This window comes from Ralstonia sp. UNC404CL21Col, assembly GCF_000620465.1.
Taxonomy (GTDB): Bacteria; Pseudomonadota; Gammaproteobacteria; order Burkholderiales; family Burkholderiaceae; genus Ralstonia; species Ralstonia flatus.
Genome location: NZ_JIBE01000003.1, coordinates 74,007 through 90,589 on the forward strand (window position 1 = coordinate 74,007; position 16,583 = coordinate 90,589).

General features: G+C 65.7%; 14 protein-coding genes. 2 read left to right on the forward strand and 12 right to left on the reverse strand.

From position 1 onward, the window contains the following. Positions 1-167: 167 nt before the first annotated feature. The 8 genes from N511_RS0100380 to N511_RS0100415 all read right to left on the reverse strand — a co-directional run bounded on the left by N511_RS0100380 (position 168) and on the right by N511_RS0100415 (position 9,430). Positions 168-983, reverse strand: a complete 816-nt coding sequence (locus N511_RS0100380; RefSeq protein WP_009238259.1) for a M55 family metallopeptidase — start codon at positions 981-983, stop codon at positions 168-170. 9 nt (positions 984-992) lie between these two features. Continuing rightward, positions 993-2,018, reverse strand: coding sequence for a DmpA family aminopeptidase (locus N511_RS0100385; RefSeq protein WP_027677491.1), 1,026 nt, complete (start codon positions 2,016-2,018; stop codon positions 993-995). A 1-nt stretch (position 2,019) separates the two neighbouring features. Then, positions 2,020-2,919, reverse strand: coding sequence for a glutathione ABC transporter permease GsiD (gene gsiD / locus N511_RS0100390; RefSeq protein ID WP_027677492.1), 900 nt, complete (start codon positions 2,917-2,919; stop codon positions 2,020-2,022). 10 nt (positions 2,920-2,929) lie between these two features. Next, a complete protein-coding gene (gene gsiC, locus N511_RS0100395) occupies positions 2,930-3,853 on the reverse strand; it encodes a glutathione ABC transporter permease GsiC (protein WP_027677493.1) in 924 nt (307 codons plus the stop codon). Between the two features lie 69 nt (positions 3,854-3,922). Beyond that, positions 3,923-5,488: a glutathione ABC transporter substrate-binding protein GsiB gene (gsiB, locus tag N511_RS0100400; protein WP_027677494.1), complete on the reverse strand. Its 1,566-nt coding sequence runs from the start codon at positions 5,486-5,488 to the stop codon at positions 3,923-3,925. Positions 5,489-5,537: 49 nt separating this feature from the next. Next, on the reverse strand, positions 5,538-7,385 hold the full coding sequence (locus N511_RS0100405) for a dipeptide ABC transporter ATP-binding protein (RefSeq protein WP_442965431.1): 1,848 nt from the start codon (positions 7,383-7,385) through the stop codon (positions 5,538-5,540). 75 nt (positions 7,386-7,460) lie between these two features. Beyond that, entirely contained in the window at positions 7,461-8,423 is a 963-nt protein-coding gene (locus tag N511_RS0100410; protein ID WP_027677496.1) for an isoaspartyl peptidase/L-asparaginase family protein, read from the reverse strand. Between the two features lie 17 nt (positions 8,424-8,440). Further along, positions 8,441-9,430, reverse strand: coding sequence for a MurR/RpiR family transcriptional regulator (locus N511_RS0100415; protein ID WP_027677497.1), 990 nt, complete (start codon positions 9,428-9,430; stop codon positions 8,441-8,443). A 240-nt stretch (positions 9,431-9,670) separates the two neighbouring features. Between N511_RS0100415 and N511_RS0100420 the strand changes: the two genes are divergently transcribed. After that, a complete protein-coding gene (locus N511_RS0100420) occupies positions 9,671-11,608 on the forward strand; it encodes an ATP-binding cassette domain-containing protein (RefSeq protein WP_027677498.1) in 1,938 nt (645 codons plus the stop codon). Between the two features lie 31 nt (positions 11,609-11,639). Then, positions 11,640-12,746, forward strand: coding sequence for a CaiB/BaiF CoA transferase family protein (locus N511_RS0100425; protein ID WP_027677499.1), 1,107 nt, complete (start codon positions 11,640-11,642; stop codon positions 12,744-12,746). Here the strand turns inward: N511_RS0100425 and N511_RS0100430 are convergent. The 4 genes from N511_RS0100430 to alr form a co-directional block, all read right to left on the reverse strand. Next, positions 12,729-13,256 (reverse strand): DUF523 domain-containing protein, encoded by a 528-nt coding sequence (locus N511_RS0100430; RefSeq protein WP_024972976.1) that lies wholly within the window; start codon positions 13,254-13,256, stop codon positions 12,729-12,731. The two genes, N511_RS0100425 and N511_RS0100430, sit on opposite strands and share 18 nt — an antisense overlap. A 16-nt stretch (positions 13,257-13,272) precedes the next feature. After that, a complete protein-coding gene (locus N511_RS0100435; RefSeq protein ID WP_024975827.1) occupies positions 13,273-13,752 on the reverse strand; it encodes a disulfide bond formation protein B in 480 nt (159 codons plus the stop codon). A 109-nt stretch (positions 13,753-13,861) separates the two neighbouring features. After that, positions 13,862-15,232, reverse strand: coding sequence for a DNA repair protein RadA (gene radA, locus N511_RS0100440; protein ID WP_027677500.1), 1,371 nt, complete (start codon positions 15,230-15,232; stop codon positions 13,862-13,864). Positions 15,233-15,300: 68 nt separating this feature from the next. Continuing rightward, positions 15,301-16,425, reverse strand: a complete 1,125-nt coding sequence (gene alr / locus N511_RS0100445) for an alanine racemase (protein WP_027677501.1) — start codon at positions 16,423-16,425, stop codon at positions 15,301-15,303. Between the last annotated feature and the right edge of the window lie 158 nt (positions 16,426-16,583).

Sequence of the window (16,583 nt, forward strand, 5' to 3'; positions counted from 1 at the left end):
TGAATTTATGTAACCGGGCGGAGACGGGGAAAACTCGCTTCGCTCAGACAGTTCCCCGTCTTTTCTCCGCCCGCTTACAGAAATTCAAGGCGCCATCAAGGGCAGGAACGTCAACGGCCAAACCGTCTGAGCGCGAGCGTTGGCGCTGTGATGTGCTGAGCTGGCGCTCAGCGGAGCATCGCTGACATGGCGGAGAGGCTGTTGAGCATGCGTACGGCATGTTCTACGGAGTCGGCGGCGAAGCGCAGCATCGTGCCGTCGACGCGCTCCAGGGCGGGCCATTGGCAGAACAGATCGGCCAATGCGGGCGTTTGCGTTTGCAGGCGGCAGACGATCGGGGCCTGGAGGCGCAGCGGCATGCTGAAATGGCCGCGCCGTACCGTGGCTTTCACCGCTGCGTAGATGGCTTCGCACGACTGCTCGGGCGAGAGCGATGTGCCGGCGTTCTGGCCTTCGGCCTGCTTGGTCTCGACAAACGTGGTGTGCGGCAGCAGCGGCTTGGTTTCCTTGATGAACACGTCGTCGCCGCTGGCCACGGCCACCGGCACACCGCGCTCGCCGGCCAGGGCGCCGTAGAGGCCGGCCTCGCCCAGTTCCTGCTCGTTGAACCACACGCGCGCAAACGCGAAGCTGTTGATGGTGTGTGCCAGCACGCCGCGGCTGCCGGCGCGCGCGTGGTAGCCGATCATGCAGACGGCATCGCAGCCGTCCACGCCGGCCATCATGCTGAGGTAGCGCGGCTTGCCGAGGACGAAGCGTGCGCGGCGGTCGATGGAATCGGGGATGAGGTTGCGGAAACCTCCGTGCGAATCGTTGACGAGCACGTCCGTAGCGCCACCGTCGAAGGCACCACGCACGGCGGCGTCGGCTTCGGCGGTCATCCAGCGGCGGGCGCGTTCGTATTCGCCGTTGCCGGCGCGCGTCTGCTCGGGGTGGAACACGTTGGCCACGCCTTCGATGTCGGCGGAGATCAGGATTCGCATGAGGTCAGGTCAGAGCAATTCGGTCAGTGCGCGGCGCGTGTTGCCGTCGCGGCCGGTGACGGCTGTTGCGTGGAACAGCGCGTGCACGATGGCTTGTTCGACGCTGTCGGCGGCCGCCTGGAACAGCGGGTCGAGGTGCGATTCGTGCGTCATGGCGACGGCCGGCATGGCGCGGCTGCCTTCGTGCGGCACCGTATAGGCAGTGGAGAACGCCAGCGCGATGTCACCGCTGCCGTGACCGAACACGGACCCGGTGCGTGCCAGGCCCGCGCCTGCGCGCAAGGCGAGGCGGCGTAGCTGGCGTGCATCCAGCGGTGCATCGGTAGCGAGCAGCATGATGATCGAGCCCTTCTCGGGCGCCGGCGTGCCGGCGGCCAGCGCTTTTGCCAAGTCCGCACCGACGTTGCGCCCTGCAAGCGTCAGGTTTTCCGTGACGCCAAAGTTGGACAGCACCAGCGCGCCCACCGTGCGTTGCGTGCCGTCAGTAAGCGCCACCACGCGCGACGCAGAACCGATGCCGCCCTTCACGCCGAACGACGACATCCCGCGCCCTGCCCCGACCGCGCCCTGCTCAAACGCTTGGGCCGCCGCCGCGTAGGCCGCGTCGTAGTGCACGTCCTGCACGGCAAACGCCTGCAGGTCGTTCAGGTAGCCGTCATTGCATTCAAAGACGAGCGGATTGACGGTGGACCATGCGCGGCCGATCTGCGGATTGGCGGCAACCGCCTGACGGATCTGCGCTTGCGCCACAGCGCCCACGGCAAACGTGTTGGTCAGCGCAATCGGCGTTTCCAGCACGCCGAGTTCGTCCACCTGCACGAGGCCGATGCTCTTGCCGAAGCCGTTGAGCACGACGCTGGCGGCTGGCACCTTGTCGAGGAACGGGTCGCCGGAGTGCGGGCGCACCACGGTCACGCCGGTCTGGATGTCGCCGCCGGCAATCGTTGCGTGGCCGACCGTGACGCCGGCCACGTCGGTGATGCTGTTGCGTGTGCCGGCCGGAAGCGTGCCGATGGCAGGAAGGCGGATCGGCATATCAACGGCGGTCGATCTTCGGGTCCAGCGCGTCGCGCAGGCCGTCGCCCAGCAGGTTGAACGCCAGCACGGTCAGGAAGATAGCCAGGCTCGGGAAGATCGCCACGTGCGGCGCCGTCACCATGTCGGCGCGCGCCTCGTTGAGCATCGCGCCCCACTCCGGCGTGGGCGGCTGTGCGCCCAGGCCCAGGAACGAAAGGCTGGCAGCGGTGATGATCGAGGTGCCGATCCGCATCGAGAAGTACACGACGATGGACGAAATCGTGCCCGGCAGGATGTGCCGCATGATGATCGTCCAGTCCGATGCGCCGATGCTGCGTGCGGCTTCCACATACGTCAGGTGCTTGAGCATGAGCGTATTGCCGCGCACCAGCCGCGCAAACGCCGGAATGCTGAACACCGCCACGGCAAAGATCACGTTGATCATGCCGTTGCCCAGGATGGCCACGATGCCGATGGCCAGCAGGATGCCGGGAAAGGCGAACAGCACGTCGGAAATGCGCATGACGATGCGGTCCCACCAGCCTTCGTAGTAGCCGGCCAGCAGGCCGAGCATGGTGCCCACGATGGCGCCGATGATGACCGACACGAAGCCCGCTTCCAGCGAGATGCGCGTGCCCATCAGGATGCGGCTGAAGATGTCGCGGCCCAGCGAGTCGACGCCAAACCAATGCTGCGCCGACGGCCCCGCGTTGAGCGCGTCGTAGTCGAAATAGTTTTCCGGGTCGAACGGCACGATGTGCGGCGCGAGAATGGCGATCAACACCAGCGCGATCACGAACACACCGGCGCCCATCGCCAGATGCTGCTTGCGGAACTTGCGCCAGAACTCCGTCCACGGGGTGCGGACGGGTTCGGTGGCGGCTTGCGGTGCGACCGCCTGGCTTGCGGCTTGGGTCATGGCGGCCTCCTTACTTCTTGTAGCGGATGGTGGGGTTGATGACGGTGTACAGCATGTCCACCACGAGGTTGATCAGGATGAACTCCAGCGAGAACAACAGCACCTCGGCCTGGATGACCGGGTAGTCGCGCATCTCCACCGCATCTACCAGCAGGCGCCCGAGACCCGGCCAGTTGAACACCTTCTCCACGACGATCGAGCCGCCCAGCAGAAAGCCGAACTGCAGACCCATCATCGTCACCACCGGGATCATCGCGTTGCGCAGGCAATGCTTGATGACCACCACCGTCTCGCGCACGCCCTTGGCACGGGCGGTGCGCACGAAATCTTCCTGCAGCACTTCCACGAACGATGCACGCGTGAAGCGCGCCATCACGGCGGCCACGGCCGCGCCCAGCGTGAGCGAAGGCAGGACGTAGTGCTTCCAGGTATCCGCGCCGATGGACGGCAGCCAGCCGAGCTGCACCGAGAACACCTCCATCAGCAGCATGCCCAGTGCGAACGCGGGGAACGAAATGCCCGACACGGCGAGCGTCATGCCCAGACGGTCGGGCCACTTGTTGCGCCACACGGCGGATGTGATGCCGATCACCATGCCGAAGATCACCGCCCACACCATGCTGGTGATCGTCAGGTTGAGCGTCGGCCAGAAGCGTTCGCCAATCTCTTCGCTCACCGGGCGCTTGGTGCGGATGGAGTTGCCGAATTCACCGCGTGCGGCGTTGGCGAAGAAACGCACGAACTGCTCGTGCATCGGCTTGTCCAGGCCCAGGTCCTTGCGTACGAGATCGACCGTCGTCTCGTCGGCTTCGGGGCCGGCGGCCAAACGCGCCGGGTCGCCGGGCAACAGATGCACGAACAGGAACACCAGCACTGCCACGATCAGCAGCGTCGGGATCACGCCCAGCACACGTTTAATGAAATAGTTCAGCATGGCAAATCCACCGCAGGCGGCATTTCAATGGCCCGCGCAAGGCTGCGCGGGCCGGTACGGCAATGAGGCTTACTGCTTGACGTCGATGTCGTCGAAGCTGAACGAACCGTCCGGCGCCACGTAGGCACCCGACAGACGCTTCGAACGTGCGTAGACGATCTTCTCCGTCACCAGGAAGGCCCACGGTGCGTCTTCCCAGATGCGCTTCTGCGCGTCGGTGTAGAGCTTCGACTTCTCTGCGCGATCGGTCGTGCGCAGCGCGCCGGCGATGTCGGCATCGACCTGCTCGTTCTTGTAGTACGCCGTGTTGAACGACTTGGGCGGCATGGCTTCCGATGCCAGCAGCGGACGCAGCGCCCAATCCGATTCACCCGTCGACGACGACCAGCCTGCGTAGTACATGCGCACGCCGGCGTCTTCCGGCTTCGGCACGCTTTCGACGCGCTCGACGCGCTGGCCGGCTTCCAGCGCCAGCACCGACGCCTTGATGCCGACCTGCGCCAGTTGCTGCTGCACGAACTGGATGATCTTCTGCGCCGTCGTGTGGTTGTAGGCCGACCACAGTTGCGTCTCGAAGCCGTTCGGGTAGCCCGCTTCCTTCAGCAGCTCTTTCGCCTTGGCCGGGTTGTACGGCCACGGGCCCAGCTTGACGGCGTAGTCCACGCCCGGCGGCACCACACCTTCAGACGGCACGGCGTAGCCCGCAAACGCCACCTTGGTCAGCGCATCCTTGTTGATGGCGTAGTTGATTGCCTGACGCACCTTGGGGTTGTCGAACGGCTTCACGTTGGTGTTGAAGCTGACATAGCGCTGGATGATCGACGGCGCTGCAATCAGGTCAACCTTCGGGCTGCTCTTGAGCACCGCGGCCTGCTCGAACGGAATCGTGAACGCAAAGTCGGCTTCGCCCGTCTGCATGACGGTGGCGCGCGTGTTGTTGTCGACCACCGGCTTCCAGGTGATGGTGTCGATCTTCGGCAGGCCATGCTTCCAGTAGCCGTCGAATTTCTTGCCCTTCAGGTAGTCGGTCTGCTTCCATTCGACAAACTCGAACGGGCCGGTGCCGACCGGGTGGAAGGCGATGTCCTTGCCGTACTTCTTGAGTGCCGTGGGCGAAATCATGGCCGCCGACGGGTGCGCCAGCACGTTGATGAACGGCGAGAACGGCTCCTTGAGCGTCACGCGGGCGGTATACGGATCGACCACTTCGGTCTTCGCCACGCGGTTGAACAGCACGAAACGCTTGAGCTTGTTGGCCGGGTCCGTCACGCGGTCCAGGTTGGCCTTGACGGCGGTGGCGTCAAACGTGGTGCCGTCGTGGAACTTCACGCCCTTGTGCAGCTTGAACGTGTAGACCAGGCCGTCCTTGCTGACGTCGTAGCTGTCGCACAGCACGTTGACCAGCTTCATGTCCTTGTCGAAGCCGAACAGGCCTTGATAGAACGACTTGGCGGCGCTGAACGACAGCGTGTCGTTGGCGTCGTACGGGTCCATCGTGGTGAAGGTCGAGTAGACCGCCATCACGGCGTCCTTGGCGGCAAAGGCCGGCATGGTGAATGCCGCCAGGGCCAGGCCGCTGGCAACCATGGCTGCGCGCGGGCCGAATGCGACTCGGTGGGCAAAGCGATTGAACATTTCCTTCCTCCTCATCAAAGATGACGTCTCACTGCGTTCTGTATTGCGATTAATACGCGCCGCCAATCGAATGGCGGGCAACAAAGTGGTCTGGCGCCACTTGCACCAACGGCTGCACCACCGGCAGGTCGCCAACGGCACGGATCGGGCTGGGAATTTCGTGCGTGGAAAGTTCACGCTTCAGGTGACGGCGCGCCGGGTCCGCAATCGGCACGGCCGACATCAGCTTCTTCGTATAGGGGTGCTGCGGGTTTTCGAAGATCGCGCGGCGCGGGCCGATCTCGACGATCTGGCCGAGGTACATCACCGCCACGCGATGGCTGATGCGCTCCACCACCGCCATGTCATGCGAGATGAACAGGAACGCAACGCCAAACTCCTTCTGCAGGTCGAGCATCAGGTTGACGATCTGCGCCTGGATCGACACGTCCAGCGCGGACACCGACTCATCGGCAATCACCACCTTCGGGTTCAATGCCAGCGCGCGCGCAATGCAGATGCGCTGGCGCTGCCCGCCCGAGAACTCGTGCGGATAGCGCGACGCATGCGCGGCCTGCAGGCCCACCTTGTCGAGCAGCCATTCCACGCGTTGCTGCGCCTCTTTGCCGGAAGCCACCTTGTGCACCAGCAGCGGCTCCATGATGGAGTAGCCGACCGGCACGCGCGGGTCCAGGGAGGCGAATGGGTCCTGGAAGATGAACTGGATGTTTCGGCGAAGCGTCTGGAGCGCGGGCCCCTTCAACTCGCCGATGTTCTGGCCGGCAAATTCGATGCTGCCGCTCTGGCTGTCCACCAGACGCAAGAGCGACCGTCCCGTCGTCGACTTGCCGCAGCCCGATTCGCCGACCAGCGCCAGCGTCTCACCAGGGTAGAGATCAAAACTGACCTGCTCCACCGCATGCACCCGGCGCGTGACGCGGCCGAAGATGCCCGTGGGCACGTCAAAGCGCGTGACGAGATCACGCACACGCAAAATGGGTTGCACATCGTGCGACGCCGCCGGTTGCGGTGTCGTATCGACTGCGGCGGCCGTGCCATCCACACGCAACAGCGGAAAGCGCGCCGGGCCATCGGTGCCCTGCATCGAGCCGAGGCGCGGCACCGCCGACAGCAGCGCACGCGTATACGGATGCGCCGGCTGTGCGAAGACCGTGGCCGACGGGCCCTCTTCCACGCGATCGCCCTTGTACATCACGAGCACGCGGTCGGCCACTTCCGCCACCACGCCCATGTCGTGCGTGATGAACACCACGGCCATGTGCAGCTCCTGCTGCAGCGCGCGGATCAGTTGCAGGATTTCGGCCTGGATGGTGACGTCCAGCGCGGTGGTCGGCTCATCCGCAATCAGCAGCGACGGTTTGCATGACAGCGCCATCGCAATCATCACGCGCTGGCGCATGCCGCCCGACAGCTGGTGCGGATAGCGCCCCAGCACATTGCGCGCTTCCGGAATGCGCACCAGCTCCAGCATGCGCAGTGCCTCGGCCTTGGCTTCACTGGCGGGCTTGCCCTGGTGCAGGCGGATCGATTCGGCAATCTGCTCACCCACGGTGAACACCGGGTTGAGCGAGGTCATCGGCTCCTGGAAGATCATCGCGATATCGGCGCCGCGCACGCCGCGCATGGCCGCCGGGCTGGCGTTGGCCAGGTCCAGGACCTCGCCGTTGCGGCGGCGCAAATGCATCTGCCCGCCGATGATCTTGCCGCCGCCGTGCTCCACCAGCCGCATCAGCGCCAGCGACGTCACCGACTTGCCCGAACCCGATTCGCCCACCACGGCCAGCGTCTCGCCGCGGTCCACATGGAACGACAGGTTGCGCACCGCGTCGACCACGCGTTCGGACGTGGCAAAGCGCACGCTCAGGTCTTGCACCTGCACGACGCGCTGATCGGGCATGGCAATGACGCTGCTGGCACTGGGCTGTTTGGTTGCTGTCACGACAAATCTCCTGCTGTCCTGCTTCGCTGCTTCTTACCGATAGATCGACACAACCGGCGCCTGCGCGCCGCGTGCGAACCCGCGGTACATCCCTTCGGTGTTGAACGGCAACGCGACGTTGCCCTGCGCGTCCACGGCAATCAGCCCGCCGCGGCCGTTGATGGCCATCAGCTTGCGCATCACCACGTCGTCGGTGGCATCGGCCAGGGACTTGCCGGCGTATTCCATCTGCGCGGCCACGTCATAGGCGGCCACCGCGCGGATGAACATCTCGCCCGTGCCCGTGCACGACACCGCCGCCACGTTGTTCGCAAAGCAGCCCGCGCCAACGATGGGCGTGTCGCCCACGCGGCCAACCTTCTTGTTGGTGACGCCGCCCGTGGAGGTGGCGGCCGCGAGGCGCCCTTGCGCGTCGCATGCCACGGCGCCCACGGTGCCGAACTTGTTGTCGGGGTCGATGGGGGCGGCTTCCTTGGCCATGAGCGACGCGGCATCGTGATCGAGCAGCGCCATGCCGTCTTGCTGGCGAGCGCGCTGCCATTGGGCGTAGCGCGCTTCGGTGTAGTAGTAGTCGGGCTCGACAAACTCCAAGCCCTGCGCTTTCGCAAAAGCCTCAGCGCCTTCGGAGGTGAACAATACGTGTTCGCTGCGCTCCATGACCGCGCGGGCAGCCAGGATGGGATTGCGCAGACGCTTGACGCAGGTGACTGCGCCGGCCTCCAGCGTGGCGCCGTCCATGATCGACGCATCCAGTTCGTACGTGCCGGCGCTGGTGAGCACCGCACCCTTGCCGGCGTTGAACAGCGGGCACTCTTCGAGCAGGCGCACGGCTTCGGTCACGGCATCCAGCGCGCTACCGCCATCGACAAGGATGCGTTGCCCAGCGGCCAGGATGTCGTTCAGGGCCTGCTGGTAAGCGGCTTCCTTATCGGCACTCATGGCCGTGCGGGTGATGGTGCCGGCGCCGCCGTGGATGGCGAGGATGGGCGTAGTCATGCGTGGCTCGATGTAAATCAGTTTTCAGCGGTACGTTTGCGGCCGCGTCGGGTGGTCGTCGATGTGCGGGGAGCGTTCGCGGCGTCGTTGGCGCGCGGCGCCGGGGCGGTATGCAGCCACGGCAGCACAAATTCAGTCAGGCGCTCGGCCGATTCAAGCGAATGCGCCGAGCGATGCGCCACCGCGCCGCACAGCGCTTCGAACAGCGCCACGGCAGCCGTGTCAGACGTGGCGGAGAACTGCCGCTCCGGCCGCGCATACAACGCAATGTCGGCCAGCGGCGCGAGCGGCGATGTGGGACTGTCGGTCAGCGCCAGCAGCTGGCAGCCTTGCTTGCCGGCCTGCTTGGCCAGCGTGATGGTGTCGGCCGCATAGCGCGGGAAGGCGATGGCGATCAGCAGATCCTTCGGCCGGATCTTGCGCAGCTGGCGCGCCGCATCCGATGCGCCGCCCGGCTGCGAAACGGAGATCACCGTGTCGCAGTACAGATCGAGCCCATGGCGCAGCAGCCCTGCCAGATAGCCGCTAGCGCCAAAGCCCATCACGTAGATGCGCTGTGCACCGAGGATGGCGTCGACGGCGCGCTCGCACGCAGCGGCGTCGAGCATGCGGCGCGTGGCATCCAGGTTGGCGATGTCTTCGTTGAGCGAGGCGGCAAAGATCTCCGCGCTGGTGGCCGGACGTGCCAGCTCGTGGCGCAGTTTTTCCACCGGCGCGAGCGTCGCCTCGAAGCCGCGCAGCAGCCCCGCGCGGAACTGCGGATAGCCGTCAAAGCCCAGCGCCAGCGCAAAACGGTTGGCCGTGGCAATCGACATGTCGACCGCGGCGGCAAACTCGTCGATGCGCATGGTGGCCGCGCGGAACGGGTTCGCCAGCACGTATTCCGCCATGCGCTGGTGCGCCGGCGTGAGCGTGGCAAGGGCCGCTCCAATGCGCTCGGAGACCGTCGCATCGGCGGCGAATGCGCCTTTCGACACATCCGTGCGCGTGCTGGTGGATTTCGCCATGTTCCTGGGCCGTGAAAATTTTGTGTAAATGTATTTTCACGAATCGGCCGTGTAAAGAAAAAAACTTTCACGAAGACCTATGGTTTTCCCTAGGTCCAATGCCGCCGCACAGATTGCGGGCGAGCGCTGCTTCGGCACGGTGCAATGCACCAGTCCAAACGCCTCCGGCGCGCCAGGATCGTGCGACGCAGCACGCTACAATCGCAGCCTTCTCCGATTTGCCTTCAAGTGCAGTTTTTCGTGATCCGATTCGACGACCTCGTCCTCCAGCGCGGCACCAAGGTGCTGTTCGACCACGCCACCGCCACCCTCAACCCCGGTGAACGGGTCGGCCTTGTCGGCGTGAACGGCAGCGGCAAATCCACGCTGTTTTCCATGCTGCGCGGCGAATTGCACGCCGACGGCGGCGAAGTCGCCATCCCGCCCACCTGGCAGGTCGCGCACGTAGCGCAGGAAACGCCGGCCGTCGACCGCAGCGCGCTCGACTACACGCTCGACGGCGACACCCGCCTGCGCGACATCGAACGCCGCCTCGCCGCGGCCGAAGCCGCGCACGACGGCCACGCGCAGGCCGAAGCCCACACCGCCTTCGCCGATGCCGACGGCTACACCGCCCCGGCGCGCGCGCAGGCGCTGCTGCTCGGTCTCGGTTTCACGATGGCGCAGACCACGCAGCCGGTGGCGAGCTTCTCCGGCGGCTGGCGCATGCGTCTGAATCTGGCGCAGGCGCTGATGTGTCCGTCCGACCTGCTGCTGCTCGACGAACCCACCAACCACCTGGATCTGGACGCCGTGGTCTGGCTGGAAGACTGGCTGTCGCGCTACGCCGGCACGCTCGTCATGATTTCGCACGACCGCGAATTCCTCGACGGCGTCTGCAACGTCACGCTGCATATCGAGCACCAGAAACTCAAACGCTACGGCGGCAACTACACACAGTTCGAGACGCAGCGCCTGCAGCAGATGGCGCTGCAGGAAGCGTCGTACGCACGGCAGCAGAAGCAGATCGCGCATCTCGAATCGTTCATCACGCGTTTCAAGGCCAAGGCCAGCAAGGCCAAGCAGGCGCAGAGCCGCGTCAAGGCGCTGGAGCGCATGGAGCGCCTCGCGCCCGTGCATGCGGCGGCAGGCTTCTCGTTCGAATTCCGCGAGCCTGAGGCGGCGCCCAATCCGATGCTCACGTTTGAAGGCGTCGATTGCGGCTATCCCGGCCCGAGCGTTGATGAGCCCATCACCATCCTCAAACACCTGACGTTTTCGATCCAGACCGGCCAGCGCATCGGCCTGCTGGGTGCGAACGGCCAGGGCAAGTCGACGCTGGTGAAAACGCTGGCCGAGACGCTGGCGCCGCTGTCCGGCACGATCCGGCGCGGCAAGGGGCTGCAGATCGGCTACTTCGCCCAGCACCAGCTCGAAACGCTGGACGATCACGCCTCGCCGCTGCTGCATCTGGCGCGGCTGGCACCCGACGTGCGCGAGCAGGAACTGCGCGACTTTCTCGGCAGCTTCAACTTCCGCGGCGACATGGCGACCTCGCCCATCGAGCCGTTCTCGGGCGGCGAGAAGGCGCGCCTGGCGCTCGCCCTGATCGTCTGGCAGCGCCCCAACCTGCTGCTGCTTGATGAGCCGACCAACCACCTGGATCTCGACACGCGCGAAGCGCTCACGATGGCGCTCGCCCAGTTTGACGGAACGCTGATCCTCGTCTCGCACGACCGCCACTTGCTGCGCGCCACGACCGACCAGTTCCTGCTTGTCGGCCAGGGCACCGTCGCTCCGTTTGACGGCGATCTGGACGATTACCGCGACTGGCTGCTCAAGCAAGCCGCAGCCAAGCGCGCAGCCGCTGGCGCGCAGGCTGCTTCGGCCGATGCAGATGGCGCACCGGCCACCAATCGCCGCGACCAGAAGCGCGAAGAAGCCGCCGAACGTCAACGCCTGAATGCGCTGCGCAAGCCGCTGCAAAAGAACGTCGACGCCATCGAAAAACGCATGGCGCCGCTGCAAAAAGAAAAGGCGGAACTCGAAGCCTTCCTCGCCGACGGCGCCGCGTATGAAGAGGCCAACAAGGCGCGCATGATGGAAAGCCTGCGCCGCCAGGCCGAGCTGAACGCCGAACTCGACGAACTCGAAGAACGCTGGCTCGAGCTGCACGAACAACTCGAACAAATCAATTGAGGCTGGCGCGTCCGGCCAAGGAGACCTGTTGATGACATCGCCGTCGCCGGACACCGCCACGCATCAGCCACTGACCGGCGTGCGCGTGCTCGACCTCACGCGCCTGCTGCCCGGCCCAGCCGCCACGCGCCACCTGGCCGATCTCGGCGCAGAAGTCATCAAGATCGAAGACCCCGGCCCCGGCGACTACGCGCGCGACATGATGCGCACCTCCGCCGATCGCGCAGCCGAACGCCCGAGCCTGTTCTTCCGCTCGCTCAATCGCGGCAAGACCGAAATGCGGCTCGACCTGAAACGCGCGGAAGATCGCGACGCCCTCATCGAACTCGTACGCCACGCCGATGTGCTGATCGAGAGCTTCCGCCCGGGCGTCATGGCGCGCCTCGGTGTCGGCTGGGACACCCTGCGCGCGGCCAACCCGGCGCTCGTCATGTGTTCCATCAGCGGCTACGGCCAAGACGGCCCGCTCGCGCAAGCCGCCGGCCACGATATCAACTACGTCGGCTATGCGGGCATGCTCGATCAGCTCGCCAGCGCGGATGGCACGCCCATCGTCCCGAACGTGCAGATTGGCGACCTGCTGGGCGGCGCGCTCACGGCGGTGGTCGGCATCCTGGCCGCGCTGGTCGACGCGCGTGCCACGGGCCGCGGCCGCTACGTCGATGTATCGATGACGGATTCGGTGTTCGCACACAACCTCATGGCGTTCTTTTCCGTCGGCACGCGCGGCAAGGCCAGCCCCGCGGGCACCGATCTGCTCAATGGCGGCGTGCCGTGCTACGGCGTATATCGCACGGCGGACGATCGCTTCATGGCCGTCGGCGCGCTCGAATTGAAGTTCTGGCAGGCGATGTGCGATGTCATCGGCAAGCCCGAATGGAAAGACCGGCACTGGGCGCTCGGCCAGCGCGTCGGCGGCGATGAGGCACGCGCCATTCGCGACGAACTTGCTGCGCTCTTCCTGACCGCCACGCAAGCCGAATGGACCGCCCGTTTTGCCGATGCCGATTGCTGTGTCACGCCCGTGCTGCGCATGGAAGAGGCGTTGCAACATCCGCTCTTTGTCGAGCGCAACAGCGTGGTGAAGGAGAACGGCGAGCCCGTGCAGCTCGCCTTGCCGCTACGGTTTGCCGATTGACGAATCGGCGCGGTCCTGCGCGTCAAGCGCATCGAGCAGGCGCCCGGCTTCTTCCAGCTGGTGCTGGCTGAATACGCGGATGCCGTGTTGGCGCAGCAGCGCCGCCGTCACGCCCTCGCCTTCCTGCAGCTGGCTGGAAAACGTCCCGTCGTAGAGAAACGCAGAACCGCAAGACGGGCTGCGCTCGGTGAGCACGGCGACTTGCACGCCGGCCGCCTGCGCCGCTTCCAGTGCGCGCTGCGCGCCTTGGAGAAACGCTTGGGTGACATCGTGGCCGTGGTGTTCGACGACACGGGCTGCGCCGCGCAGCACCGCCGCGCCACCGCCCTCGCCGTGAATTTCCGCGGGCAGACGCGGCACCGGCAAACCGCCGGCCATCTCGGGGCACATCGGCACGATGCGCCCTTCCATCTGCCAGCGTGCCAGGATGCCGCCCTCGGTGGCGACCGTGCCGCCGTCATAGCGCACCGGCTGGCCCAGCAGGCAGGCACTCACCAGCACGCGTTGCATGATCGGCGGCCCCGGCTCAGCGGCGCTCGCGGCGGATCATCCCCACCACCAGCGTCAGCGACAGAATCACCAGCCAGATCAGCGACCACACCGGCACCGATAGGCCCAGCACCGGCGGCATCGGCCCGACGCACAGCCCATCAGCTTCGAACACCTGCGGCAACCATTTGGCAGTCGGCAGCGCGTTGACCCAGTTCTCGATCGGGTCGATGCCGCACGTTGCCTTCGGGTTCAGCAGCAGCGATACGTGGTACCCCGCCACACACAGTCCGGCCAGCCCCGACAGCATGCCCAGCCCGTGCCACAGCAGCCGCGTGGCCGACGACAGCGCCGCCAGCAGCGAGAACACGCCGATGCCCAGGAACGCAAACCGCTGCAGGATGCACAGCGGGCATGGCTGCAGCCCCTCAACGTGCTGCAGGTACAGCGCATAGCCGACCACCCCGAAGGAGATCACGGCAATCAGCAGGAAAAAGGCGCGCGAGTTGGCTTGCATGGCGGCGTCAGTTCAGAGGAGTCATGAGAAAAGTTGGCGGATTATCGCATCGCAACGGCACATGCATTTTCAAATGGCATCAGCGATACCGTTGCGAAATGTTGAACGATCAAGCCTCCAGCGACCGCACACGGTCGATCGCCTGCTCAATGCGCTCGACGGCAATGACCTCCAGCCCGTCGATCGCCTGCTTGGGGACGTTGGATTTCGGGATCACGGCAATCGAGAAGCCCAGCTTGGCCGCTTCCTTCAACCGCTCCTGACCACGCGGCGTCGGGCGGATTTCCCCGGCCAGGCCGATCTCGCCGAACACCACCAGCCCGCGCGGCAGCGCCTTGTTGCGCATCGACGAGTGGATCGCCAACAGCACCGCCAAGTCCGCCGCCGGTTCGGTAATCTTCACGCCGCCCACCGCGTTGAGAAACACGTCCTGATCGAAGCACGCAATGCCGGCATGACGGTGCAGCACCGCCAGCAACATCGCGAGCCGGTTCTGTTCCAGCCCCACCGCCAAGCGGCGCGGATTCGGCACGTTGGCCGTATCCACCAGCGCCTGGATTTCGACCAGCAGCGGCCGCGTGCCTTCCTGCGTTACCAGCACGCACGAGCCCGGCACCACCTGCTCGTGCTGAGACAGGAACAGCGCCGACGGATTCGCCACGCCGCGCAGGCCGCGCTCCGTCATCGCAAACACGCCCAACTCATTGACGGCGCCGAAACGGTTCTTGAACGCCCGCACGAGCCGGTAGGCGGAATGCGTATCGCCCTCGAAATACAGCACCGTATCGACAATGTGTTCGAGCACACGCGGGCCCGCCAGCGCGCCTTCCTTGGTCACATGGCCGACCAGAATGGTGGTCACATCCAGCCGCTTGGCAATGCGCGTCAACTGCGCCGCGCACTCGCGCACCTGGGCCACGGAGCCCGGCGCCGAGGTCAGCGCCTCGGAATACAGCGTCTGGATCGAATCGATGACGACGACTTCCGGCTTTTCCGCCTCGATGGTCGCCTGGATGCGCTCAAGCTGGATTTCTGCCAGCAGCGCAAGGTTCGGGCTTTCGATGCCCAGGCGCCGTGCACGCAGCGCGATCTGCGAGCCGGACTCTTCGCCGCTTACGTACAGCACCCGCCGATCGGTCGACAGGTTGGACAGCGCCTGCAGCAACAGCGTCGATTTGCCGATCCCCGGATCACCGCCGATGAGCACCACACCGCCGCTGACCAGGCCGCCGCCCAATACGCGGTCAAATTCGTCGATGCCGCTGGAGAAGCGCGGCACATCCACCGCGTCAATGTCCGACAGCTTGCGCACCGTCGCGCTCGATGCCAACGACTGGAAGCGCGCGCCGGCGCCGGACGTCGGCTGCGCGACGGTTTCCACCAGCGTGTTCCACTGCTGGCAATTCGGGCACTGCCCCGCCCACTTCGGTGCCGTGCCGCCACATTCGGTGCACGTATAGACCGTCTTGCTCTTGGCCAAACAACCCCCTGCTTACGGCGCCGCGCATGGGCGGCCGCCGCTTGATCTTTGTATTGACGATGCTGCGCTCAGGCAGCCTTGCCCAGGTCGCCGGCCTCTGCCGTGCTGACCGGTTCAACGGACACCGGCACGCGCGGCGCCAATGCACACATCAGCTCATAGCCGACCGTGCCGGACGCCTGCGCGACGTCGTCGATCGGCAAGCCCTCGCCCCACAGCGTGACGGGGGTGCCGACGCGCGCTTCGGGCACGCCCGCCAAGTCGACGGTGATCATGTCCATCGACACGCGGCCCACGATATGCGTGCGCACGCCATCGACCAGCACCGGCGTATGGTTGCCGTCCCAACCGGGCGCATGACGCGGGTAGCCGTCGGCATAACCGCACGCGACGATGCCGATGCGCATCGGCTGTTCCACGACAAAGCGCGAGCCGTAACCGATCGTCGCGCCGGGCTGCAGATCCTGGATGGCGATCAGCTCGCTCTTGAGCGACATGGCCGGCATCAGGCCCGTGCCGTCGATGTCCGCCGCCACGCCCGTCGGCGAGGCGCCGTACATGATCACGCCCGGGCGCACCCAGTCGCGATGCGCCTTCGGGTGCCACAACGTGGCCGCGGAGTTGGAAAGCGACGCCTCGCCCGGCAAACCTTGCGTGGCCTGTTCAAACGCGACGAGTTGATGCTCGATGCCGCGCGGACCGTCGGCATCGGAAAAATGCGTCATGTGGACGATCGTGCCGACGCCCGAAATGGCGCGGGCGCGCTCCCAGGCGGCGCGGTAGGCGGCAGGCGCGAAGCCGAGGCGGCTCATGCCCGTATTGATCTTGAGCTGCACGCTGATGGGCCCTTTCGGGCGTGCCAGTTCCAGCATGCGCAGTTGCTCTTCGCAGTGGACGGTGGTGGTCAGGCGGTACTGCTCGACGATGGCCAGGTCTTCCGGCTTGAAAAAACCTTCCAGCAGAAGGATCGGCCCCTGCCAGCCGAGCTGGCGCAGGCGGACGGCCTCGTCCAGATCGAGCAGGCCGAAACCGTCGGTCTGGCGCAGGCCTTCATACACGCGTTCGATGCCGTGGCCATACGCGTTGGCTTTGACGACGGCCCACACACGCGAGTTGGGCGCATGACGGCGGGCAACCTGGAGATTATTGGCAAGTGCTGGGCCGTGGATGACGGCCTGGATGGGTCTTGGCATGACGGCAAACCTGCAAAACGTGAATGCGATGGCGCGCTTGTGGCGCGGCGTCGGTGCTGCAATGCAACAGGCAAATGGACGTTGCGGGGCCGGTGCGCCCGACCTCACGCGATGAGCGTTCTATTTGACCACAGGACGCCAACTGGTTCGCAGCTGTC

What these genes read in the sequence shown, in the direction of transcription:
- gsiC (WP_027677493.1), bottom strand. Translation starts at nt 3,853, where the DNA reads ATGCTGAACTATTTCATTAAACGTGTGCTGGGCGTGATCCCGACGCTG.
- alr (WP_027677501.1), bottom strand. Translation starts at nt 16,425, where the DNA reads ATGCCAAGACCCATCCAGGCCGTCATCCACGGCCCAGCACTTGCCAAT.
- gsiB (WP_027677494.1), bottom strand. Translation starts at nt 5,488, where the DNA reads ATGTTCAATCGCTTTGCCCACCGAGTCGCATTCGGCCCGCGCGCAGCC.
- N511_RS0100415 (WP_027677497.1), bottom strand. Translation starts at nt 9,430, where the DNA reads ATGGCGAAATCCACCAGCACGCGCACGGATGTGTCGAAAGGCGCATTC.
- N511_RS0100380 (WP_009238259.1), bottom strand. Translation starts at nt 983, where the DNA reads ATGCGAATCCTGATCTCCGCCGACATCGAAGGCGTGGCCAACGTGTTC.
- N511_RS0100435 (WP_024975827.1), bottom strand. Translation starts at nt 13,752, where the DNA reads ATGCAAGCCAACTCGCGCGCCTTTTTCCTGCTGATTGCCGTGATCTCC.
- N511_RS0100425 (WP_027677499.1), top strand. Translation starts at nt 11,640, where the DNA reads ATGACATCGCCGTCGCCGGACACCGCCACGCATCAGCCACTGACCGGC.
- N511_RS0100410 (WP_027677496.1), bottom strand. Translation starts at nt 8,423, where the DNA reads ATGACTACGCCCATCCTCGCCATCCACGGCGGCGCCGGCACCATCACC.
- N511_RS0100405 (WP_442965431.1), bottom strand. Translation starts at nt 7,385, where the DNA reads ATGCCCGATCAGCGCGTCGTGCAGGTGCAAGACCTGAGCGTGCGCTTT.
- gsiD (WP_027677492.1), bottom strand. Translation starts at nt 2,919, where the DNA reads ATGACCCAAGCCGCAAGCCAGGCGGTCGCACCGCAAGCCGCCACCGAA.
- N511_RS0100385 (WP_027677491.1), bottom strand. Translation starts at nt 2,018, where the DNA reads ATGCCGATCCGCCTTCCTGCCATCGGCACGCTTCCGGCCGGCACACGC.
- N511_RS0100430 (WP_024972976.1), bottom strand. Translation starts at nt 13,256, where the DNA reads ATGCAACGCGTGCTGGTGAGTGCCTGCCTGCTGGGCCAGCCGGTGCGC.